The organism is Pseudomonas sp. 10S4, assembly GCF_034344865.1.
Lineage (GTDB): Bacteria > Pseudomonadota > Gammaproteobacteria > Pseudomonadales > Pseudomonadaceae > Aquipseudomonas.
This window is the reverse complement of sequence record NZ_CP133774.1, coordinates 982,240-1,004,194: the sequence shown is the minus strand read 5'-3', so window position 1 is coordinate 1,004,194 and position 21,955 is coordinate 982,240. Positions and strand designations below refer to the sequence as shown.

17 protein-coding genes and 4 pseudogenes are annotated in these 21,955 nt (G+C 61.5%); 12 read left to right on the top strand and 9 right to left on the bottom strand.

Annotated features, from left to right (window positions below):
- Nucleotides 1-40: 40 nt before the first annotated feature.
- On the top strand, nucleotides 41-2,167 hold the full coding sequence (locus RHM58_RS04705; protein WP_322269771.1) for a mechanosensitive ion channel family protein: 2,127 nt from the start codon (nucleotides 41-43) through the stop codon (nucleotides 2,165-2,167).
- Nucleotides 2,168-2,302: 135 nt separating this feature from the next.
- On the opposite strand, the pseudogene RHM58_RS04700 reads toward RHM58_RS04705, so the two are convergent.
- Nucleotides 2,303-6,616: pseudogene (locus RHM58_RS04700) on the bottom strand (DEAD/DEAH box helicase).
- Nucleotides 6,617-6,961: 345 nt separating this feature from the next.
- Between RHM58_RS04700 and RHM58_RS04695 the strand changes: the two are divergent.
- Together RHM58_RS04695 and RHM58_RS04690 are read left to right on the top strand one after the other, a co-directional pair.
- A pseudogene (locus tag RHM58_RS04695) lies at nucleotides 6,962-7,845 on the top strand (sugar nucleotide-binding protein).
- The gene (locus RHM58_RS04690; RefSeq protein WP_201256267.1) at nucleotides 7,838-8,767 is read left to right on the top strand and encodes an NAD-dependent epimerase/dehydratase family protein; all 930 of its coding nucleotides are present in this window, start codon (nucleotides 7,838-7,840) and stop codon (nucleotides 8,765-8,767) included. The pseudogene RHM58_RS04695 and the gene RHM58_RS04690 overlap by 8 nt, the downstream one beginning before the upstream one ends.
- A 203-nt stretch (nucleotides 8,768-8,970) precedes the next feature.
- Here RHM58_RS04690 and RHM58_RS04685 read toward each other — a convergent pair whose 3' ends face one another.
- From RHM58_RS04685 to RHM58_RS04665, 5 genes and pseudogenes are all read right to left on the bottom strand, one after another.
- Nucleotides 8,971-9,669, bottom strand: a complete 699-nt coding sequence (locus RHM58_RS04685; RefSeq protein ID WP_201198207.1) for an OmpW/AlkL family protein — start codon at nucleotides 9,667-9,669, stop codon at nucleotides 8,971-8,973.
- Nucleotides 9,670-9,902: 233 nt separating this feature from the next.
- The gene (locus RHM58_RS04680) at nucleotides 9,903-10,415 is read right to left on the bottom strand and encodes a DUF3299 domain-containing protein (protein ID WP_322269770.1); all 513 of its coding nucleotides are present in this window, start codon (nucleotides 10,413-10,415) and stop codon (nucleotides 9,903-9,905) included.
- A gap of 11 nt (nucleotides 10,416-10,426) precedes the next feature.
- Nucleotides 10,427-11,692 carry an ABC transporter permease gene (locus RHM58_RS04675; protein WP_201191833.1) on the bottom strand — a complete coding sequence of 422 codons (1,266 nt, stop codon included), beginning with the start codon at nucleotides 11,690-11,692 and terminating at the stop codon, nucleotides 10,427-10,429.
- A 1-nt stretch (nucleotide 11,693) separates the two neighbouring features.
- Nucleotides 11,694-12,403, bottom strand: a pseudogene (locus RHM58_RS04670) (ABC transporter ATP-binding protein).
- Nucleotides 12,404-12,559: 156 nt separating this feature from the next.
- A complete protein-coding gene (locus RHM58_RS04665) occupies nucleotides 12,560-13,150 on the bottom strand; it encodes a DUF2796 domain-containing protein (protein WP_201198204.1) in 591 nt (196 codons plus the stop codon).
- A 135-nt stretch (nucleotides 13,151-13,285) separates the two neighbouring features.
- On the opposite strand from RHM58_RS04665, the gene RHM58_RS04660 reads away from it, so the two are divergent.
- The gene (locus tag RHM58_RS04660) at nucleotides 13,286-13,636 is read left to right on the top strand and encodes a hypothetical protein (protein WP_201198203.1); all 351 of its coding nucleotides are present in this window, start codon (nucleotides 13,286-13,288) and stop codon (nucleotides 13,634-13,636) included.
- A 30-nt stretch (nucleotides 13,637-13,666) separates the two neighbouring features.
- On the opposite strand, the gene trxA is transcribed toward RHM58_RS04660, so the two are convergent.
- The 3 genes and pseudogenes from trxA to RHM58_RS04645 form a co-directional block, all read right to left on the bottom strand.
- Entirely contained in the window at nucleotides 13,667-14,539 is an 873-nt protein-coding gene (trxA, locus tag RHM58_RS04655; RefSeq protein WP_149660947.1) for a thioredoxin, read from the bottom strand.
- 197 nt (nucleotides 14,540-14,736) lie between these two features.
- Nucleotides 14,737-15,393: a class I SAM-dependent methyltransferase gene (locus RHM58_RS04650; protein ID WP_201198202.1), complete on the bottom strand. Its 657-nt coding sequence runs from the start codon at nucleotides 15,391-15,393 to the stop codon at nucleotides 14,737-14,739.
- Nucleotides 15,390-15,853: pseudogene (locus tag RHM58_RS04645) on the bottom strand (hypothetical protein). The gene RHM58_RS04650 and the pseudogene RHM58_RS04645 overlap by 4 nt, the downstream one beginning before the upstream one ends.
- A gap of 116 nt (nucleotides 15,854-15,969) precedes the next feature.
- On the opposite strand from RHM58_RS04645, the gene nrdR reads away from it, so the two are divergent.
- The 8 genes from nrdR (at nucleotide 15,970) to RHM58_RS04605 (ending at nucleotide 21,938) form a co-directional block, all read left to right on the top strand.
- Nucleotides 15,970-16,434: a transcriptional regulator NrdR gene (nrdR, locus tag RHM58_RS04640; protein WP_003228656.1), complete on the top strand. Its 465-nt coding sequence runs from the start codon at nucleotides 15,970-15,972 to the stop codon at nucleotides 16,432-16,434.
- A complete protein-coding gene (gene ribD / locus RHM58_RS04635) occupies nucleotides 16,431-17,564 on the top strand; it encodes a bifunctional diaminohydroxyphosphoribosylaminopyrimidine deaminase/5-amino-6-(5-phosphoribosylamino)uracil reductase RibD (protein ID WP_322269768.1) in 1,134 nt (377 codons plus the stop codon). The genes nrdR and ribD overlap by 4 nt, the downstream gene beginning before the upstream one ends.
- A gap of 46 nt (nucleotides 17,565-17,610) precedes the next feature.
- Nucleotides 17,611-18,273 carry a riboflavin synthase gene (locus tag RHM58_RS04630; RefSeq protein ID WP_201198199.1) on the top strand — a complete coding sequence of 221 codons (663 nt, stop codon included), beginning with the start codon at nucleotides 17,611-17,613 and terminating at the stop codon, nucleotides 18,271-18,273.
- Nucleotides 18,274-18,289: 16 nt separating this feature from the next.
- Nucleotides 18,290-19,381, top strand: a complete 1,092-nt coding sequence (ribBA, locus tag RHM58_RS04625) for a bifunctional 3,4-dihydroxy-2-butanone-4-phosphate synthase/GTP cyclohydrolase II (protein WP_123509922.1) — start codon at nucleotides 18,290-18,292, stop codon at nucleotides 19,379-19,381.
- Between the two features lie 91 nt (nucleotides 19,382-19,472).
- The gene (gene ribE, locus RHM58_RS04620) at nucleotides 19,473-19,949 is read left to right on the top strand and encodes a 6,7-dimethyl-8-ribityllumazine synthase (RefSeq protein WP_003185938.1); all 477 of its coding nucleotides are present in this window, start codon (nucleotides 19,473-19,475) and stop codon (nucleotides 19,947-19,949) included.
- Nucleotides 19,946-20,446 (top strand): transcription antitermination factor NusB, encoded by a 501-nt coding sequence (gene nusB / locus RHM58_RS04615; protein ID WP_007944234.1) that lies wholly within the window; start codon nucleotides 19,946-19,948, stop codon nucleotides 20,444-20,446. Before ribE ends, nusB begins: the two co-directional genes overlap by 4 nt.
- A gap of 26 nt (nucleotides 20,447-20,472) precedes the next feature.
- Complete coding sequence (gene thiL, locus RHM58_RS04610) at nucleotides 20,473-21,438, top strand: thiamine-phosphate kinase (protein ID WP_322269766.1); 966 nt, start codon at nucleotides 20,473-20,475, stop codon at nucleotides 21,436-21,438.
- On the top strand, nucleotides 21,435-21,938 hold the full coding sequence (locus RHM58_RS04605) for a phosphatidylglycerophosphatase A (protein WP_201198197.1): 504 nt from the start codon (nucleotides 21,435-21,437) through the stop codon (nucleotides 21,936-21,938). The genes thiL and RHM58_RS04605 overlap by 4 nt, the downstream gene beginning before the upstream one ends.
- Nucleotides 21,939-21,955: the final 17 nt, after the last annotated feature.

The window sequence follows — 21,955 nt, the reverse complement described above, 5'->3', positions numbered from 1 at the left end:
GATCAGTTCCTTACAGACCCTTTTCAAGGAGCTCCGCGTTTTGTTCAAGATCAAGACCGCGATACTGCTGGGGGCGCTGCTGATTCTGGGCAGCGGCGAGCTCGAAGCCGTCACGCTGCCGGGCATTCCCGCTGCTGCTACCGCACAAGCACCGGCCAAGCCTGAGCCGCTGGTCCAGGGCGGCCTGCTCGGGGCCATCAGTTCCAGTATCGACGACGTGCAGGACAAACTCGACCTCAACGAAAACCTGGTGGACGCCTGGCGCCTGCGTGCCGATCGGGCGGCCGATGAAGTCGACAAACTGGTCAACCAGCCCTCGACGCGTTCCGGCTGGAGTGTGGCCGGCGATTTCCTGATGCTGTCCGGTGTCTGGCTCGGCACCTTTGCCTTGCTCACGGTCCTCGGCGGCCTCGCGGCCAAGCGTCTGGTCCAGGGCCACTGGCTGCGCACCCGCCAACGCAGCCAGGACTTGCTCGGCTATTTGATGCCATACACGCTGCCGGCGATCGCCAGCCTGCCACTGACCCTTTATGTCAGCCACTTCCTGCCTGCCTCGGCCGGCCGAGCACTGGCGCTGTGTTTTGCCTACGCCACCAGCAGCGGCATTTTCTCGACCTCGATGCTGCTCTGCGTGATCGTCATGTTCAACACCGGCCACAAGCGCCCAGCGGTGCAGATCATTCGTGACTACGGCCCCAAACCACTGTTCCTGATCGGCTTCCTCGCAGCGCTTAGCGATGCCTTGACCAGTCCGCAGATCGCCCGGCAACTGGGTGGCAATATCACCAGCAGCGTCGCAGTGTTTACCGGGTTGTTTGCCTCGATCATCTTCGGTTATCTGGTCATCCGTCTAAGACGCCCGGTGGCGCATCTGATTCGCAACCGCCCATTGGCCCAACGGCTCAAACAACCGTCTCTGCAAGAATCCCTGCGGATCTTTTCCGGGCTCTGGTACTGGCCGATTCTGTTGATGGTGATGGTCTCGGCGATCAACCTGATCGGCGTCGGCGAGGACAATCAAAAAGTCCTGCGCTGTGCGTTGTTCACCACGATATTGCTGATTGCCACGGTGTTCCTGAGCACGATTTTCCAGCACCTGTTCAAATCCCGGAAAGTCGAAAAAATCCAGCGCAGCAGCGCCTACAAGGAACGCTTTCTCAGCTTGCTGCACGCGCTGCTGCGGATCGTCATGGCGGTAGCGTTCATCGAGATTCTTGGGCGAATCTGGGGCGTGTCGCTGTTCGAATTCGCAGAGGAAAATTCCATAGGCCGGGCAATCAGTAATTCGCTGAGCAGCATCGGTCTGATCTTCCTGGTGACTTGGCTGCTGTGGGTGGTAATGGACACGGCGATTCAGGAAGCGTTGAAACCACCGGTCAGCAAACGCGCGGCGCGCCAACCGAGTACGCGGGTAAAAACCATCCTGCCGCTGCTGCGCAACGCGGTCAAAATCATCCTGGTGGTGATCTGTGCGATCACCACCATGGCCAATCTGGGGATCAACGTCGCACCCCTGCTGGCCGGTGCCGGTGTGGTCGGTTTGGCCATCGGTTTCGGCTCGCAGCAACTGGTCCAGGACGTGATCACCGGGTTGTTCATCATCATCGAAGACACGCTGTCGATCGGCGATTGGGTGGTACTCGACTCCGGCCACGCCGGCACCGTCGAAGGCCTGACCATCCGCACCTTGCGCCTACGGGACGGCAAGGGTTTTGTGCACTCGGTACCGTTCGGCCAGATCAAGGCTGTGACCAACCAATCGCGGCAGTTTGCCTATGCGTTTTTCTCGGTGCAGTTCACCTACGACACTGACGTGGACAAGGCCATTGAGCTGATCCGCGAAGCGGGGGATTCGATCCGTGACGACGCGTTTCTCAAGTACAACCTGCAAGGGCCGCTCGATGTGTTTGGCGTCGATAAGATGGACCTTAACGGCGTGGTGCTGACGGCGCAGTTCCGCACCGTTTCGGGCGGGCAATATGCGGTGAGCCGGGCGTTTAACCAGCGGCTGAAAAAGCTTGTGGATAACAGCCCGTGGGTGCATTTCGCGCAGACTTATCCACAGCAGGTTTTTATTCCGAAGCGTGGGATGGATGAAGTGGAAGAAGAGGGGCCGGCGCCGGACAATTCGCCGGTGTTGTTGCCGGATCAGCCTCGTACTCAATGATGTGGGTTGGTGCTGATGGCCCCTTCGCGAGCAAGCCCGCTCCCACAGTGGATCGATGTCGGACCGAAGCTTTGTAACCGACACACATCCCCTGTGGGAGCGGGCTTGCTCGCGAAGAGGCCTGCCCAGCCAACCTCAATGTCGGATGAGTTTGCTATGTAATTCGGCAGATGCCTGCTGCTCCAGCTCCAACCAAAAACCTGCTTGCCGGCAATCTCCGCTGCCACCGGCAACCCATCTCGATACACCAACCGATTACTCGCCAGCGCCGGCACTTTCACTCCCGGCAGCAACGTCCCTGCAAGGTTCAACGGATCAACCCCGCACACCGCTATCAAACTCCCGTCATGGGGCCGACGCCGAACTTCGCGCAACAACGGAATCGCCTCGGGCAATGCAAACTGTTCCCCCGCCAAACCACTGACAAACCGCCCGCCACGAATCTCCCCGCGAGCTTCCAGCCGATGGAAGGTGCGCAGCAATTCGCGCCAGCTCGGCAACCAGTCCGCCTCACGCTCAAGCAAGCGCCAGAACACCACGCCGTAGCGCCGGAGCAAGGTCATGGCGATATGTTCCAGCGTATCGGCGGGTGTCGGCGCCGGGCGTTTGTTATCCACAACCGGCGCCGGCGGCCCGCGTCGCAACAAGGCCCAGCGCCCGGCATCGTCCATGCCGCCGACAAACGCTCCGCGCCCACGTCGGCTGCTGCGTTGCTGGCGTTTGCTCGCGGGGGTGATCAGTGCCCGCAGCCCGGCGAAGCTGTCGGCATTCACCAATCCGGCGCCCACCAGTTCCTGCAAGGCGATTTCCAGCTCGGTGCGCAGCAGGTGCGCTTCATGAATCAGCTCATCGAAAAACAATGCGCCGTGCTGGCTCAGCGCCTCGAAGACCTTTTGCGTTTTGGGTGATAACTCGCTGATCGGCGTCTGTTCGGTCAGCCCGCTCCACAACCCGACCTGACTGCGCGGCAACAGCAGAATCGGCGTACTGCGCAGCGCCGTGCTGGCGCTCTTGTTGCGGGCGGTCAGGCGTGTCCACACCAGTTTGCCGCTGCGGCACAGGTCATCCAGCCAACTCGCCGAATAGTCCTTGAGCCGCGCCGGCAGAATGTCGCTGTCCCAGGCTGAAGCGGCAGCGGGGTAGCCTTCGAATTGACCAATGATCGCCGGCAACACTGCATTGCCCTGACCTTGTGTAGCGCTGGACAAATGCTGCCAGTCGAACAGAAATCGCATGAAATCCTGCAACGCCACCGGCTCGATTTCCCGGCGCAGCCGCTTGACCGTGTAGCGATGAATCCGCGCCAGCAGATGCCGTTCGCACCATTCCTCAATGTCGGCGCCGGGGCTGAATTGCCCGCGCAGCACATAGCCTTCGCGCTCCAGTTGCGCCAGGGCTTGAGTGACCTGAGTCGCCGGTAAGCCCAGCGGTTCGGCAATCGCGTTCAGCGGTAACGGCCCAAACGCACTGAGCCGCGCACGGATCACTTCCAGCACCGCTTCATCGGTTTCCCAGACTTCATCGAAACCGGGCAACGCTTCCAGCGGCGGCAGCAAAATCGCCTGTGGATAAATCGCCCGCAGGCAGGTCAACCGCTCCAGCGCCAACCACAACGATTGCCCGGCATTGATCTGCAAACGGCTGGCGCGGCCACTGTCGGCCAGGGCATTCAGCCAATCGAGCCAATGAGGGTTGGCTTTAGCTTCGGCATCGCTGATGCACGCCAGGCTCATCAACGCCTCATGCATTTCATCGATGCCAGTGGGCGCTGGCCAGGCTTCATCGCGTACGGCTTGAATCGCTTCGGCATCCAGTGCGCCGAGGTCATCGGTGGATTGCGGGTCGCTCCAGCGCCGGTTGAGCACCGCTTGGGTGCGGCGTTCCTCCAGCGGCGCATCGTCGAGAAAGGTGTAGGGTCGGGCGCTGAGAATTTCTGCCGCTAGCGGCGAGGGCGCCGGCAAATCGCGGCTGATCAGGCGGATTTCGCCCCGTTCCATACGCCGTAACAGTGTCAGCCAGCCTGCGTCCATGGCTTCGTGCAGGCAATCGTCGAGGGTTTGTTCCACCAGCGGATGGTCGGGAATCTCCCGTTCGCCCGCAAGATTTTCGACGCAAGCGATCTGATCGGGAAACACGTTGGCGATCAGGTCTTCGCTTTTCATCCGCTGGATCTGCGGCGGGACTTTGCGTCCGCCGCTATAACGCGGCAGCGCCAACGCCACCCCGGCATTCCAGCGCCAGCGCACGCCGAACAACGGCGCCTCGAGCACCGCTTGAATCAGGAGGTGCTCGGCGCTGTTGCTGTGCAGGTAGCGCCAGACGTCATCAAGTTCAAAGCTGTGGCTGGTGGACAGCGACAGGACGATGGCGTCTTCACTGGCGGCAGCCTGCAATTCAAAGTTGAAGGTGCGGCAAAAACGCTTGCGCAGGGCCAGGCCCCAGGCGCGGTTGATTCGGCTGCCAAACGGGGTGTGGATGATCAGTTGGGTGCCGCCGGACTCGTCGAAAAACCGCTCCATCAGCAGCGTGTCCTGAGACGGCAGGGCGCCCAACGTCAGGCGTGCGCGAGCGAGGTAATCCACCAGTTGATCGGCGCTGGCCAGGTTCAGGCCGAGGATTTCGGTCAGCCAGTCGAGCGCTGGTTGCAAATTGCCGGGGGTGGCGCCGAGCAGTTCATCGAGTTGCGCTTGCAGGCGCGCCACGGCAAACGACAACTCCGCGCTGCGCCCCGGCGCTTCTCCGAGCCAGAACGGAATCGTCGGCGGCTGGCCTTGGGCGTCTTCGACCCGGACCTTGCCGGTTTCCACCCGCAGGATTCGATAGGACGTGTTGCCGAGTTGGAAGACGTCGCCGGCGATACTTTCCACCGCGAAGTCTTCGTTGACACTGCCGATGTTCAGCCCTTGGGGCTCCAGCAGCACGCTGTAGTCGGCGTTGTCCGGAATCGTCCCGCCACTGGTGACGGCGGTCAGTTTGGCGCCACGGCGACCGCGCAGGGTGCGGCTCACGGCGTCGCGATGCAGATAAGCGCTACGGATGCCCTGGCGACCGTTGTAGCCCTCGGCAAGCATCTGCAGCAGCGCTTGATAGTGTTTTTCGTCGAGGTTGGCGTAGGGCGAGGCATGGCGGAACATTTCCAGCAGCGGCTGCTCCTGCCATTCCTGGCAACTGACCTCGGCGATGATCTGCTGCGCCAGCACGTCCAGCGGCGCCACGGGGATCAGCAACGTGTCGAGTTCGCCCCGGCGCGCTGCCGTCGAGCAGCGCGGCGCACGCGATCAAGTCATCGCGGGTAGTGGCGAACAACCGGCCCTTGGGCGTGCCGCCGACCTGGTGCCCGGATCGACCGACCCGTTGCAGAAAGCCTGCAATCGAACGCGGCGAGGCGATCTGACAGACCAGATCGACATCGCCGATATCAATCCCCAACTCCAACGAGGCCGTGGCGATCAGCACTTGCAGCTCGCCGCGTTTGAGCCGTTGTTCGGCGTCGAGGCGAAACTCCTTGGCCAGGCTGCCGTGGTGCGCGGCCACGGCGTCCTTGCCCAAACGTTCGCTCAAGTGCCGGCTCAGGCGTTCGGCCAGGCGCCGGGTGTTGACGAAAATCAGCGTGGTGCGGTGTTCACGAGCGAGGGTGGCGAGACGGTCGTAAACCAATTCCCAAACATCGTTGGCCATCACTGCCGAGAGCGGCACTGGCGGCACTTCGATGCCCAGGTCCCTTGGGCGGGCGTGGCCGATGTCGATGATTTCGCAGGGCCGGTCGCGGCCGACGAGAAAGCGCGAGACCGCTTCGATGGGTTTTTGCGTGGCAGACAGGCCGATACGCATCAGTGGTTGCGGGCAGAGCGCCTGCAAGCGCTCCAGGCTCAGCGCCAAGTGGCTGCCGCGTTTACTCGCGGCGATGGCGTGGATTTCGTCGACGATGACCGTGCGCGTGGTGCCGAGCATTTTTCGGCCGGAATCGGAACCGAGCAGCACGTAAAGGGATTCCGGGGTGGTCACCAGAATGTGCGGCGCGGTCTTGCGCATCGCCGAGCGATCTTTTTGCGGGGTGTCGCCGGTACGCACGGCGGTGTTGATCTGCAATTGGGGCAGGCCCATCACGCGCAATTGCTCGGTGATGCCGGCCAGCGGGTTTTGCAGGTTGATCTGTATGTCGTTGGACAGCGCCTTGAGCGGCGAAACGTAGACCACCAGGGTTTGGTCCGGCAGCTTGCCGTTGTTCTCTAGCCCTTGGTGAACCAGATCGTCGAGCACGGCGAGGAACGCGGTCAGGGTTTTGCCGGAACCGGTGGGCGCAGCGATCAAGGTCGAACGGCGTTGGCGAATCAACGGCCACGCCCGAGCCTGGGCGGCGGTGACCGTCGGGAAGGTCTTGCTGAACCAGGCACTGACGGCAGGGTGAAAGCCAGCCAGGGCACTGTCTGCGGGGATGGGCAGGTTCATGCAGTAATTTATGCGGGCGGGGTGGGGAAGATGCAAGTCTTGGGAGCCGACCGGTATCCCTGTGGCGAGGGGGCTTGCCCCGCTCGGCTGCGCAGCAGTCGTAAAATCTGCCGACGCGGCGCGTCAGATAAAATGCGGTTGCCTGTTTTTGGGGCCGCTTCGCAGCCCAGCGGGGGCAAACCCCCTCGCCACAGAGGCGCAGCGAATTCCGGCGATCTACACTTTACGGATGACGGTTGCGCACTAAACCCGCAAAATGCAACGATTCCGGCAACTATCGACGACATCGCCTGCCGGCGCTGTCGATACAGCCATCGTTCCAATCAGACTGGGCCTGCTGACTCTATGCGAATGCGCCTTATGTTACTGGGCGGCGGAAATGCCCTTGGGCAGGCGCTGATTCGCCTCGGTGCGGAGGAAGACATCGGTTTCCTCGCCCCCGCCCACCACAAGACGGCTGGGATGCCGCGAGCCTGACGCAACTGCTCGACGACACCCGCCCGGACGCGCTGATCAATCTCGCCTACTATTTCGACTGGTTCCAGGCGGAGACGGTCAGTGAACAGCGTCTGGCCGGGCAAGAACGCGCGGTCGAGCGCCTGGCCGAACTGTGCCAGCACCACAACATCGTGCTGCTGCAGCCTTCGAGCTATCGAGTGTTTGACGGCTCGCGGGCCACGGCCTACAGCGAAAAAGACGAGCCGGTGCCCCTGGGCCTGCGCGGTCAGGCCTTGTGGCGGATCGAGCAAAGCGTGCGTGCCACTTGCCCGCAACACGTGTTGTTGCGCTTCGGCTGGCTGCTCGACGACAGCCCCGACGGCACCCTCGGGCGTTTCCTCGCCCGGGCCGAGACGCCTGAAGAGCTGCTGATGGCCGACGATCGCCGGGGTAATCCGACGCCGGTGGACGATGCGGCTCGGGTGATCATTTCAGTGCTCAAGCAACTCGATTGTGCAGCGCCGCTGTGGGGCACCTATCATTACGCCGGACATGAGGCGACCACGCCGCTGGCATTAGGGCAGGCGATCATCACCGAAGCACGCAACCTGCACGAACTGGCCATCGAAGCGCCGACCGCCCAGGCACACGCTGCGCGGCCCGACGCTGCCGAAGAACCGCAACACGCGGTGCTGGCCTGCAAGAAAATTCTGCACACCTTCGGGATCAAGCCCCGCGCCTGGCGCGCGGCGCTCCCGGGCTTACTGGATAGGTTTTATCGCCATGGCTGACGGCCCTGTTTTAATCACCGGCGGCGCCGGTTTCATTGGTTCGCACCTCACTGATGCCTTGCTTGCCCAAGGCCATTCGGTGCGGATTCTCGATGACCTGTCCACCGGCAAACGCACTAACCTGCCGCTGGACAACCCCAAGGTCGAACTGATTGTTGGCGACGTCGCCGACGCAGCATTGGTCGCCCGCTCGATGATCGGTTGCAGTGCTGTCGCGCACTTGGCCGCCGTGGCCTCGGTGCAGGCGTCGGTGGACGATCCGGTGAAGACTCACCAGAGCAATTTCATCGGCACCCTGAATGTCTGCGAGGCCATGCGTCAGGCCGGCGTAAAACGGGTGTTGTTTGCCTCCAGCGCGGCGGTTTACGGCAACAACGGCGAAGGTGAGTCGATTGACGAAGACACCGCTAAGGCGCCGCTGACGCCGTACGCCTCGGACAAATTGGCTGGCGAGTACTACTTCGATTTCTACCGCCGCCAGCATGGCCTGGAGCCGGTAGTGTTCCGCTTCTTCAACATCTTCGGCCCACGCCAGGACCCGTCCTCGCCGTATTCCGGGGTGATCAGCATTTTCAGCGAGCGTGCGCAGAAAGGCCTGCCGATCACCGTGTTCGGTGATGGCGAGCAGACGCGGGATTTTGTCTACGTTGAAGATCTGGTCGATTTGCTGGTGCAGGCGATCGAGAAACCACAGATCGAAGTTGGCGCGGTCAACGTCGGCTGGAATCAGGCCACCACGCTCAAGCAGATGCTGGAAGCGCTTGGCCAGGTGGTCGGTGAGTTGCCGCCGGTAAGTTATGGTCCGGCGCGTTCTGGTGACATCCGTCACTCGCGGGCGAACAACCGGCGTTTGTTGGAGCGGTTTACTTATCCAGCGCAGACCCCGATGAGCGTTGGCTTGGCACGGTTGTTGGGTCGCTAAGTTTTTCGCGGCCATGAAAAAGGCGCCTGTTGAGGCGCCTTTTTTATTGCTCGAACATCACCGCCTTGGCAGGCGATGAACTTGTGGCGAGGGGCTTGCCCCGTTGGGCTGCGAAGCGGCCCCAAAACTGATGGTGACTGCTGCGCAGTCAAACGGGGGCAAGCCCCCTCGCCACAGTCTTAGCTTTCACCACAAATCGGGGTTTAGAACTTGTAGCCCAGGCCAACCATGTACACGAACGGGTCCACATCCACATTGACCTTGGCCCGAGTGCCTGGCGCCACGGCGTCGTTTTCCACGGTCGCACGGGTGTTGATGTCGATGTAGCGCATCTGGGCGTTGAGCATGATGTTGTCGGTGAGCATGTAGTCAGCCCCGACCTGGAACGCCATGCCCCAGGAGTTTTTAGCCTTGAAGTTGCTGAACCCGTTGGCTTGCGCTTCGTTGCTGAGCTTCTCGTCGTAGATCCAGGTGTAGTTGATACCCGCGCCCACATACGGCTGGAAGGCAGACTTGTTGTCGAGCGGGTAGTAAACAACGCTCAGGGTCGGTGGCAGGTGTTTGAGGGTGCCGAGCTTGCCGTTGGCCGCGCCCAGGCCGGTGCCTTTGAGGTTCACGTCATGCTCGAACGGCGAGGCGGCGAGCAGCTCGATACCGACATTGTTGGTGACCATGTACGCGAAGTTCAGGCCCAACTGTGTGTCGCTGTCCATGGTGGCTTTGCCACCCAGGTTGGTGCCGGCCAATGGGCCTTGATCGACCTTGACGCTGGAGCTGCTGGCTTTCGGGTTGACGGTGATTGCACCGGCGCGAACGATGATGTCGCCAGCGTCGAAGGCGTGGGCGAGCGGGGCTGCGAGCGCGAGGGCAAACAGCGAAGCGCTGAGCAAGGACTTGTTCATGGGGGCTCCAAAGGACGTTGAAAATGTTCGATGTCCAATGGTAAAGAGCCATCTGATACGGTCTTTTGATTCAGCTCAATGAAACAGTGATGGGTCCAGTTTTCGTGGAACCTTTGAGGGTCTCATCGCGAGCAAGCTCGCTCCCACAGGGGATTTGTGTCTATGCACAGATCCAATGTGGGAGCGAGCTTGCTCGCGATGGCTATCTATCCAACACAACATGACTACCGGATTCACTCCGGCAATTCATACACATAAATCTTGTCGGCATTCATCTGATACCCGGCATCCGCCAATTCGCTGCTGGACGCCTTTACCTGCAAAGAACCTTCGATCCAGTACGGCTGATACAGCTCATCGAGCTTCACACCGACCTCGCTTTTCACATGCACGATCTGGTTCGACGGCGGTGGCGGCACGTGGATGCAGGCGCCGAAATACGGCACCAGCAAGAACTCCGTGGTGCGACCTTCTTCGCTCACTTCCAGCGGCACGATATAACCCGGCAGTCGGATCTTCTTGCCATCGAGGCTTTTCACCACCGGCGCATTGGGCAAATCCTGCTTGGCGGCCGGGGCCGATTCAAGCGCGCTGCTCATCTGTGACAGATCATGCAGCGGCGTCATGTTCGGCACTTCCGCCGGGGCGTCCGGCGGGATCATTTCCTGCCAGGTCAAATCCTTCGGCTCGGCCGCCCACAGCGGCAGGGCGACCAGCATCAACAGCGCGAACAGAGCGCGGGGCATCTTTAACGTCCTCATAAACGGATCGACAGGCCATCGGCCAACGATTGGCGATACGCACGCCAGGCCGGCACGCTGCCCATCAGCAGCGCGGCGATCAGGATGCCACCGAGCAACGTCCATTCATATTCGCTCGGCCATGACAGTGGCAAGTACAAGCCGTAATTGGCCTGCACATAACCTTGCGCCGCCGCGATGCACACATACAACAACGCCACGCCGGCAATCACTCCGGACAACGCCAGGGCAAACGCCTCCAGTACCAACAGCGTTGCGATGTGCCATGGCCGTGCACCCACCGAACGCAGAATCGCCATCTCGCGCCGCCGTTCATTGAGGCTGGTGAGAATCGCCGTGAGCATGCCGATCAACCCGGTCAACACCACAAACAACGAGACCACGAACAGGGCTTTCTCCGCCGTGCTCATCAAACTCCACAGCTCCTGCAATGCAACGCCCGGCAGGATCGCCAGCATCGGTTCGCCAAGGAATTCGTTGATTTCACGCTGGACCGCGAAGGTCGAAATCTTGCTGTTGAGACCGAGCATGAACGCGGTGATCGCTTGCGGTGTCAGGTCCATGTTGCGCGCCTGGTCGGCACTGATCCGGCCTTTGCCCTGCGCGGGCACGCCGTTGTGCCAGTCGATATGGATCGCTTCCATCCCGCCGAGGCTAATGTGCAACGTGCGGTCCACCGGGGTGCCGGTGCGTTTGAGAATGCCGACCACGGTGAATGGCTTGTCGTCGTGCTTGACCAGGCTGATCACGGCCACGCCGTGGGCCAGCACCAGTTTGTCGCCGAGTTTGTAGTGCAAGGCATCCGCCACTTCGGCGCCGAGAACCACTTCGAACGGGTCGGTGGCAAAGGCGCGGCCGTCGGCCAGTTCCAGGTGTTGCTGATGGCCGTACTGATAATGCTCGAAGTACGCCTCGGTGGTGCCCATTACCCGATAACCGCGATGGGAATCGCCGAGGGACATCGGGATCGCCCACTTCACTTTCGGGTTGTTGGCGAAGTGTTCGAAGCTGTCCCAACGGATGTTGTTGGTGGCGTTGCCGATGCGAAACACCGAGTACAGCAACAGGTTCACCGAACCGGAGCGGGCGCCGACGATCAGGTCGGTGCCGCTGATGGTGCTGGCGAAACTGGCCTTGGCTTCAGTGCGCACACGTTCAACGGCTAAAAGCAGGCAGACCGACAGGGCGATGGCGAACGCGGTGAGGATCGCGGTGAAGCGGCGGTTAGCCAGGCTGGCCAGGGCTAGACGAAACAAATACATCTCAGACCTCGAACGGGGTGGCGGCGCGATTAAGCTCGGCCAGCGACAGGTTGCGATCGAACAGCGGCGCGAGGCTCTGGTCGTGGCTGACGAACAACAGGCTCGACCCGGCTTCGCGGCATTCGGCGAACAACAAGCGAATGAAGTTCTCGCGAGCGTCGTAATCCAGGGCCGAGGTCGGTTCGTCGGCGATCACCAGTTCCGGCTGACCGATCAACGCCCGTGCGGCGGCGACCCGTTGTTGCTGGCCGATGGACAACGAATCGGCGCGGCGGCTGAGGATGCTTTCATCCTTCAAGCCCAAATGAGCGAGGAGGGTGGCCGCCGCTTGATCGACGCTGCCGTGGCGCTGTTTCGCCCGTTCGGCGCGCAGCTTGGAGAAGTGGCAGGGCAACTCGGCGTTCTCGCGCACCGAGAGGAACGGCAGCAAGTTGAACTGCTGGAAGATGTAGCCGGTGTGATCGACGCGGAAACGGTCACGGGCGCCGGCACCGAGCTCGGTCAGTTCCTGGCCGAGCAAACGGATGCTGCCACGATCGGGCTTCTGCACACCGCCGAGCAGGCCGAGCAGGGTGGTCTTGCCTGCGCGCTGGGGCCCTTGAGGAACAGGGTTTCCCCGGCTTCCAGGCGAAAGGCCGGGATATCCAGCAGCGGCGGGTGACCGGGCCAACTGAAGCCCAGGTCGGACAGTTCGATGAGTGCTTGGGTCATAGCGCCGATTTCATGGGTTTGTCTTGATTACAGCTACAACCCCGATCCCTGTAGGAGCGAGGCTTGCCCGCGAAAGCGATCTTACAGTCGACATCTCTGCTGAATGTGACGGCCTCTTCGCGGGCAAGCCTCGCTCCTACAAGGGGCGGGGGTTGATCAGAAGTTGAGCGATGCAGCCTTCGCCGTCACTTCAACGCCTTGCTGGCCGCTCGGGCCGATCAGTTGTACCTGAATTTTCTGGGTCGCCGGGAAGGTATTGAAGATCGTCGCCAGGTCCAGGGTCTTCAGCGCGCCAGGTGCCGAGCAGCTGAATTGGTAGTGGGCGTGGATTTCGCTGTGGTCATGGTGATGCTCGTGACCGTCCTTGTCCGCTTCGGCGTGGTCATCGTCGTCATGATCGTCGGCGTCAGGCTTGTCGCCGAACAGCGGGCTTTCCAGTTCCTGGGTCGCGACCTTGCAACCGGCCGCTGCAGGCAGGTTGAACAGCACCAGCGGGTTTTCCAGGCGTGCACGGGCGGCGGCGACTTTGGCTTTGTCGGCGTCAGTGGTGGCGGCGTGTTCGAAGCCCACCAGGTTCATCGCCGGGCTTTCCAGCTCCAGCTCCAGGGTCTGGCCGTCCAGCGCCGCGTTCAGGCGACCGACGCCATGTTCATGGGCGCCGAGGCTGCCGTGTTCAGGTTCATTGGCAGCATGAGCAACGGCCAGCGGCAACAGGGCAAACGGCAGAGCGAGCAGCAGACGACGCATGGCGGGTCTCCGGAAAGTAAAGTGAAGAGTTTGTTATGTAATCTTATAACGAAAGTGCGGAGAGTTTGACCGTCCGCTTGGCGTTGCACAAGACCCATGGGAGCATGCATGTCAGAAATGTGCAGGAGCAGACCTATGTTGCGAATACGCGGAAGCATCGGCGACTGGCCGGTGGATTTGACCCTGGAGCTGGACGATAGCGACTGGGCACGGCTCGGCGCGCAGTTGCAGGTGAGCAAAACCGAAGAGGCCAGCGCCCCTGCAGCCAAACCTGTGAACCAGGATGAGGCGCTGTGGCAGATTGCCAAGGACCTGCTGCGCAAGGCCGGGCAATTGAGCGGGCCGGATTTGCTGGAACAACTGGAAGGACTGACCGGCAGCGCGGCCTCGGGCAAACGCTTGCTAGTGCGCTTGCGTCATTGTGCGGATGTGAAAGTAGTGAGCGGCGGGGATACGCCGCTCTATAGCTGGCGCGAGCCAGCGTAGGAGCTGCCGAAGGCTGCGATCTTTTGATCTTTAATACAGCGCGGCAAACAACTTGCGGCGGTACGTGGTCACCAATGGGTGATCGTTGCCCAGCAATTCGAACACCTGCAGCAAGGTCTTGTGCGGCAAGCCTTCGCTGTAGCTGCGGTTGCGGATGAACAGCTTCAGCAGCGAATCCAGCGCCGGCTCGTATTGCTGGCGAGCGAGTTGCTGGATCGCCAGTTGATAGACCGCTTCATCGTCCTGCGGGTTTTTCGCCAGGCGCGCTTTCAGGTCGGCGGCATCCGGCAAATCCTTGGCCTGACCCAGGAATTGGATCTGCGCCTTGGCGCCGGCCAGGGCGGCTTTGTGCTCATCGGTCTTGACCGCGTCGAGCACGGTTTGCGCTTCACCCAATTCACCGCGCTCGGTGAGGCAACGCGCATAAAGGATCAGCGCTTTCGCGTTGGTATTGTCTTCGCCCAGCAGCACCTTGAGGATGGCTTCGGCGTCGGCGAAACGACCTTCGTCGAACAACGCCTGAGCCTGTTCGAACGGATCGGCAGCGGCCGGCGGCGGCATTTGTACGTGCGGTTCAAGCATCGCGCGGACGGCGGATTCCGGTTGCGCACCGGCAAAACCGTCCACCGGTTGACCGTCCTTGAACAGCACCACGGTCGGCAGGCTGCGAATGCCGAAGCGCGAGACGATGTCCGGCTCGACGTCGCAATTGACCTTGGCCAGCAGCAACTCGCCCTGATAACTCTCGGCGATGGTTTGCAGCATCGGCATCAGCGCCTTGCATGGCGCACACCATTCGGCCCAGAAATCCACCAGCACCGGTTTGTGAAAAGAGTTCTCGATCACCGACTGGTCGAAATCAGCAGTCGTGGCGTCGAAGATGTACGGCGTTTCCTGACTCATGGGGGATCTCTTGGAAGCGTGAATGAGGCAACTATACGGCTTGGTGGGGGCTGGCCGGAAGCGGGGTGGCTGTTGGAGAGGTATTGGCTGACAGGACGTTATCGCGAGCAAGCTCGCTCCCACATTGGAATTGTGGCGAACGAGGATTTTGTGATCGACACAAAACAACTGTGGGAGCGAGCTTGCTCGCGATGCTTCTAGCCGCGCCGCGCATGGTAAAGGCTCACATGCCGAAACTCTTCGGGCTCGGCCAGGTCCGGCAAGGTCATGGCCTCGAGCATCTCGATGCGCCGGTACAACGGATGACGAAAATCCCTCACCCGCGAATCCGCGACCAACGCTTCCTGGCCACGACTCAAAAACTCATCGAGTAGCGGCAGATTCGCCCGGTCATACAGCACGTCGGCGACGAGAATCAGATCAAACCGATCCGCCTCGGCAAAGAAATCCGCCGAGTAATTGAGCTCCACATCATTGAGTTCAGCATTCGCCCGACACGCGGCAATCGCCAGTGGGTCCAGGTCACAGGCCACCACTTCCAGCGCCCCGGCTTTCACGGCGGCAATCCCCGCCACGCCGGAACCGGCGCCGAAATCCAGCACCCGTTTGCCTTTGACCCACTCAGGAAACTCAGCGAGATAACGCGCCACCGCCAAGCCGCTGGCCCAGCAGAAACTCCAGTACGGCGGCTCGTGCAGAATCCGCCGGGTTTCTTCGGGGCTGAAGGCGCGATCCATGTTGTCGCCGTCGATCAGCCAAAGCTTCAAGTCAGTGTCCGGCAACTCACAAGCAACAAGCTGTGCGTCACCGAGCAGTTCACCCAATGCCTGTTGCAGGTCGAGCGGTGCAATCATGGTGCTTTGACGAATTGCAGCTGGCCCAAGGCCTGGGTGGTGGCTTGCTCAACGCGCACGGCCGGCAAGTGCAATATCAACTGACCGGACTGGCTGGCGCGGCCACGTAGTTCAACGCGAGCGCCGACCGGGAAGGATTCCGGATTGAAACGCAGGCGAAACGGCAGCACTTGGTTGGTACCGATCAGGCTGGAGCTGGCCAGCAACTGTTGCGGACGGGATTTGTCGTCGATCACCAGCAACGCCAGCTCAACTTCGGCACCGGCCGGCACGCCTTGCAGGGTGCCGCTCAGTTCACGCTGAAAAGCGGGCAGTGGGCCGAGGTCAGCCGACTCCTTGGCTTTTTCTGCGCCTGTTGCGGCGCGGGGCCCGGCGTCGGTGGCTGGGGCTTGGGTGCATTGCTGCCGCAGGCCACCAGCAGGCTTAAAATACTGAGCAGGACGAGCGGTCTTAGGGACATTTAAGGCTCCAGCAAGGTGACATCCATAATAGCTCGTCTGTATACCGCAAACCCTATGGCTTGTCTTGCCACCGGGATGCGCTACCATGGCCCTCCCTTTTTTGTTGCCTGCCACCATGCACTGTCCCTTCTGCGGTGCCAACGACACCAAGGTCATCGACTCGCGTCTGGTCGCCGAGGGCGAACAGGTGCGCCGCCGGCGTGAATGCCTGGCCTGCGGCGAACGTTTCACGACGTTCGAGACCGCCGAACTGGTGTTGCCGCGCCTGATCAAAACCGACGGCAGCCGTCAGCCGTTCGACGAAGAAAAACTGCGCGCCGGTATGCAGCGGGCGCTGGAGAAGCGTCCGGTGAGTGTCGAACGCCTCGAATCGTCGCTGGTGCACATCAAACACAAACTGCGCGCCACCGGCGAACGCGAGGTCAAATCCCTCGTGGTCGGTGAACTGGTGATGGCCGAGCTGCAAAAGCTCGACGAAGTCGCCTACATTCGCTTCGCTTCCGTGTATCGGCGCTTTCAGGACCTCAACGAGTTCCGCGAAGAGATCGATCGCCTGGCCCGTGAGCCGGTGAAAGAATGACCACCTCCCCAGAACAAGCCATCCTCGACGCCCATTACATGGCCCGCGCGCTGGAACTGGCGCGCAAAGGTCACTACACGACTCACCCAAACCCTCGGGTGGGCTGCGTGATCGTGCGGGACGGGCAGATTGTCGGCGAAGGCTGGCACGTGCGCACCGGCGAACCTCACGCCGAAGTCCACGCCTTGCGCGCTGCTGGCGATAAGGCTCGCGGCGCCACTGCATACGTAACCCTCGAACCTTGCAGCCACCATGGTCACACGCCGCCCTGCGCCGATGCGCTGGTGAACGCCGGTGTCGCCCGTGTGGTTGCGGCGATGCAGGACCCTAACCCGTCGGTCGCCGGTCGCGGCATGGCGCGATTGGCCCAGGCCGGTATTGCTACCGAAAGCGGTGTGCTGGAAGGCGAAGCGCGCAAGCTCAACGAAGGCTTCCTCAAGCGCATGGAACACGGCTTGCCGTTCGTGCGGGTCAAGTTGGCCATGAGCCTGGACGGTCGCACGGCGATGGAAAGCGGCGAAAGCCAATGGATCACCGGCCCGGCCGCCCGTTCGGCGGTACAACGCCTGCGTGCCCAGGCCAGCGTGGTGCTGACCGGCGCCGACACGGTGCTGGCGGACAATGCGCGGTTGACCGTGCGTGCCGCTGAACTGGGTCTGGACGCTGAACAAACCGCGTTGGCCATGAGCCGTCCGCCGCTGCGTGTGCTGATCGACGGCCGTTTGCGCGTGCCGCTGGATGCGCCGTTCTTCAAGGCTGGCCCGGCGCTGGTCGCCACCTGCATGGCCATCGAAGAGCAATATGCCAACGGCCCGGAATGCCTGATCGTGGCCGGCGACGATGGCTTGGTCGACTTGCGCAAATTGCTGGTCGAACTCGCCCATCGTGGGGTCAATGAAGTCTTGGTCGAAGCCGGCCCGCGTCTGGCCGGCGCGTTTGCCCAGCAAGGTCTGGTGGATGAATTCCAGATCTTTATTGCCGGCAAATTTTTAGGCTCGTCCGCGCGCCCATTGCTGGACTGGCCGCTCGCGCAAATGAAGGATGCGCCCGAGCTCAAAATCATCGAAATTCGCGCGGTTGGCGATGACTGGCGAGTCATCGCCATACCTGTGCCAGCAGCGAGCGTATAATTCCCGGCTTGCGCCACGCGACAGCCTTGTTCTCGAGGAGGACTCCATGTTTACCGGCATCATCGAATCCATCGGCAGTATTCGTGCATTGACCCCAAAAGGCGGAGATGTGCGGGTATACGTAGAAACCGGCAAGCTCGACCTGAGCGACGTCAAACTGGGCGACAGCATCGCGGTCAACGGCGTATGCCTGACCGCAGTTGAACTGCCAGGCAATGGCTTTGCGGCAGACGTCAGCCGCGAAACCCTCGACTGCACCGCCATGAACGACCTGAAAAGCGGCAGCCCGGTCAACCTGGAAAAAGCCCTGACCCCGACCACACGTCTGGGTGGGCACCTGGTCAGCGGTCACGTCGATGGCGTGGGCGAAGTGGTTGCCCGTACAGAAAATGCTCGCGCAGTGGAATTCCGCATCCGCGCGCCGAAAGACCTCGCCAAGTACATCGCCCATAAAGGCTCGATCACCGTCGATGGCACCAGCCTGACCGTGAACGCAGTCGATGGCGCCGAGTTCTTGCTGACGATCATTCCCCACACCCTGAGCGAAACCATCATGGCGTCTTACCAGCCAGGTCGCCGGGTGAATCTGGAAGTGGACTTGCTGGCACGTTATCTGGAGCGCCTGTTGTTGGGCGACAAGGCCGCAGAGCCAAGCTCCAGTAACATCACCGAAAGCTTTCTGGCCGCCAACGGCTACCTCAAATCCTGACTCAAGGGGGTGCCTTGTGGCGCTCAATAGCATCGAAGAACTGGTTGAAGATATCCGCCAAGGCAAGATGGTCATCCTCATGGATGACGAAGATCGCGAGAACGAAGGCGACCTGATCATGGCCGCCGAGTGCTGCAAGCCTGAACACATCAACTTCATGGCCAAGCACGCCCGTGGCCTGATCTGCATGCCGATGAGCCGCGAGCGCTGCGAACTGCTGAAGCTGCCGTTGATGGCGCCGCGCAACGGTTCCGGTTTTGGCACCAAGTTCACCGTGTCGATCGAAGCCACGACCGGCGTGACCACCGGCATCTCCGCCGCCGACCGCGCCCGCACCGTGCAGGCCGCTGCCGCCAAGGACGCCAAGGCTGAAGACATCGTCAGCCCGGGCCACATCTTCCCGTTGATGGCCCAACCCGGCGGCACCCTTGCTCGCGCCGGCCACACTGAAGCGGCCTGCGACCTGGCGCGCATGGCCGGTTTCGAGCCGAGCGGTGTGATCTGCGAAGTGATGAACGACGACGGCACCATGTCCCGTCGCGCTGAACTGGAAACCTTTGCTGCCGAACACAACATCAAGATCGGCACCATCGCCGACCTGATTCACTACCGGATGATCCACGAACGTACCGTTCAGCGGATTGCCGAGCAGCCACTGGACAGCGAACTGGGCCAATTCAACCTGGTGACCTATCGTGATTCCGTGGAAGGCGACGTGCACATGGCCCTGACCCTGGGCACCGTGTGCGCTGAAGAACCGACCCTGGTCCGGGTGCACAACATGGACCCGTTGCGCGACCTGCTGATGGTCAAGCAACCGGGCCGCTGGAGCCTGCGCGCCGCCATGGCTGCGGTCGCCGAGGCCGGTAGCGGCGTGGTGCTATTGCTCGGTCACCCGCTCGATGGCGACGTGTTGCTGGCACACATCCGCGAAACCGCGGAACACGTACCGGCGAAAAAACCGACCACCTACAGCATCGTCGGTGCCGGTTCGCAGATCCTTCGGGACCTGGGCGTGCGCAAAATGCGCCTGATGAGTGCGCCAATGAAATTTAATGCGATATCCGGTTTCGATCTGGAAGTTGTAGAATACGTGCCCTCCGAATAATGACTGGGTGTTTCCAGTCCTTGATTCGCGGTTAACACATCACTGAGGGACGCGTAGAAAACGCGTCCCGGCTCTTTAAGAGATCTAACGAATGACCCTGAAGACCATCGAAGGTACCTTCATCGCCCCTAAAGGCCGCTACGCTTTGGTAGTGGGCCGTTTCAACAGCTTCGTCGTTGAAAGCCTGGTTAGCGGTGCAGTTGATGCCCTGGTTCGCCATGGCGTGAGCGAAAGCGACATCACCATCATCCGTGCGCCTGGCGCCTTCGAAATTCCGCTGGTTGCGCAGAAAGTCGCTCAGAAGGGCGAGTACGCGGCAATCATCGCCCTGGGCGCGGTCATTCGTGGCGGTACTCCGCACTTCGAATACGTGGCTGGCGAATGCACCAAGGGCCTGGCCCAGGTGTCCATGGAGTTCGGCGTACCGGTCGCTTTCGGCGTCCTGACCGTTGATTCCATCGAGCAAGCCATCGAACGTTCCGGCACCAAGGCCGGTAACAAAGGTGCTGAAGCTGCCCTGTCCGCTCTGGAAATGGTCAGCCTGCTGGCGCAGTTGGAGGCCAAGTGATTAGCGACGAAAGTGATCGTTTCAACCCGCGCGATCCAAAGCCTGCGGATGCCGGCAAGCCATCGAAAAGCGTCAAGCGTCGCGAAGCCCGTCAGCTCGCGACTCAAGCGCTGTATCAATGGCACATGGCCAAGCAATCGCTGAACGAGATCGAAGCGCAGTTTCGGGTCGATAACGATTTCAGCGATGTCGATGCCGCCTACTTCCACGACATCCTGCACGGCGTTCCGGCGCACCGCACCGAGATCGATACTGCCCTGGCCCCGTGCCTGGACATTACGATCGAAGAGCTGGACCCGGTTGAACTGGCCGTTCTGCGCCTGTCGACCTGGGAGCTGATCAAGCGTGTCGACGTGCCGTACCGCGTTGTGATCAACGAAGGTATCGAGCTGGCGAAAGTCTTCGGTTCCACCGACGGCCACAAGTTCGTCAACGGTGTACTCGACAAGCTGGCCCCGCGTCTGCGTGAAGCTGAAGTGAAGGCGTTCAAGCGCTGATCCTTTGATCAGTGCTTGGAAATGCCATGGGCGAGTTTGAGCTGATCCGCAATTTCTTCGCCGCCGCGCCTTGTGCGCAGGGCGGCGAGGGCGTTGCCCTTGGGATCGGCGACGACTGCGCCTTGCTGGCTGTTCCCTCCGGGGAACAGTTGGCGATTTCCACCGACACCCTCGTTGCCGGTGTGCATTTCGCAGATCCTTGCGACCCGTTTTTGCTCGGTCAGCGCTCGCTGGCTGTAGCGGTCAGTGACCTGGCCGCCATGGGCGCCACTCCCATTGCCTTTACCCTTGCCCTGACGTTGCCGACGGTGACCGCCGATTGGCTGGACGCCTACGCCCGTGGTTTGAACGTCATGGCGCAGAGCTGTGGCGTGGCGCTGGTGGGTGGCGACACCACTCGTGGGCCGTTGAGCCTGACGATGACCGTGTTTGGCCGTGTGCCGGTCGGCAAGGCGTTGACCCGCAGTGGCGCGCAGCCGGGCGACTTGCTGTGTGTCGGCGGTGAGCTGGGCAATGCCGCCGGGGCCTTGCCGCTGGTGCTTGGTCAGCGGACTACTGAAGCGGCCATCGCCGATCCGTTGCTGGCCCATTACTGGGCGCCGCAACCGCAACTGGCCCTCGGTCAGGCGTTACGCGGCAAAGCTACCTCGGCGCTGGACATCTCCGACGGCCTGCTCGCCGATTGTGGGCATATTGCGCTCGCGTCGAAGGTCGGCATTCAGGTTGAGCGGAGTAAGCTGCCTGTATCGACGGCGTTAGTGGCGTTCCTCGGTCAATCGGGCGCTGAAGACGCGGCCCTGAGCGGTGGTGACGACTACGTGCTGGCCTTTACTTTGCCGCCCGTCGAATTGCCCCGACTGCTGGCCGACGGTTGGCCGATCCAAGTGGTCGGCCAGGTCGTGACCGGGCAGGGCGTTGTGCTGCTGGACGCCGATGGACAAGACATCACCCCGCAAACCCGGGGCTATCAACATTTTCGGGAGACACCGTGACAGATCATCCCAAACAGACCCCGGCGGAATTCGTACCGCCTTCGGTCTGGCGTAATCCGTGGCATTTCCTGGCGTTCGGCTTCGGCTCGGGCACCTTGCCAAAAGCACCGGGCACCTGGGGGTCGTTAGTTGCGCTACCCTTTATTCCGTTGTGGCAGATGTTGCCCGACTGGGGTTACTGGCTGATGCTCGGCATCACCATGCTGTTCGGCTTCTGGCTGTGCGGCAAAGTGGCCGACGATTTGCGAGTACATGATCACGAAGGCATCGTCTGGGACGAGATGGTCGGGATGTGGATCACCCTGTGGCTGGTGCCGCAAGGTTGGTACTGGTTGCTGGCAGGGTTCTTGTTGTTCCGCTTCTTCGACATCCTCAAACCGTGGCCGATTCGCTGGATCGACCGCCACGTGCATGGCGGCGTCGGGATCATGCTCGATGACGTATTGGCCGGGGTCTTTGCATGGCTGGGGATGCAGGGTCTGGTTTGGCTTTTTGCCTGAGTGGCAAACCGGGGAAC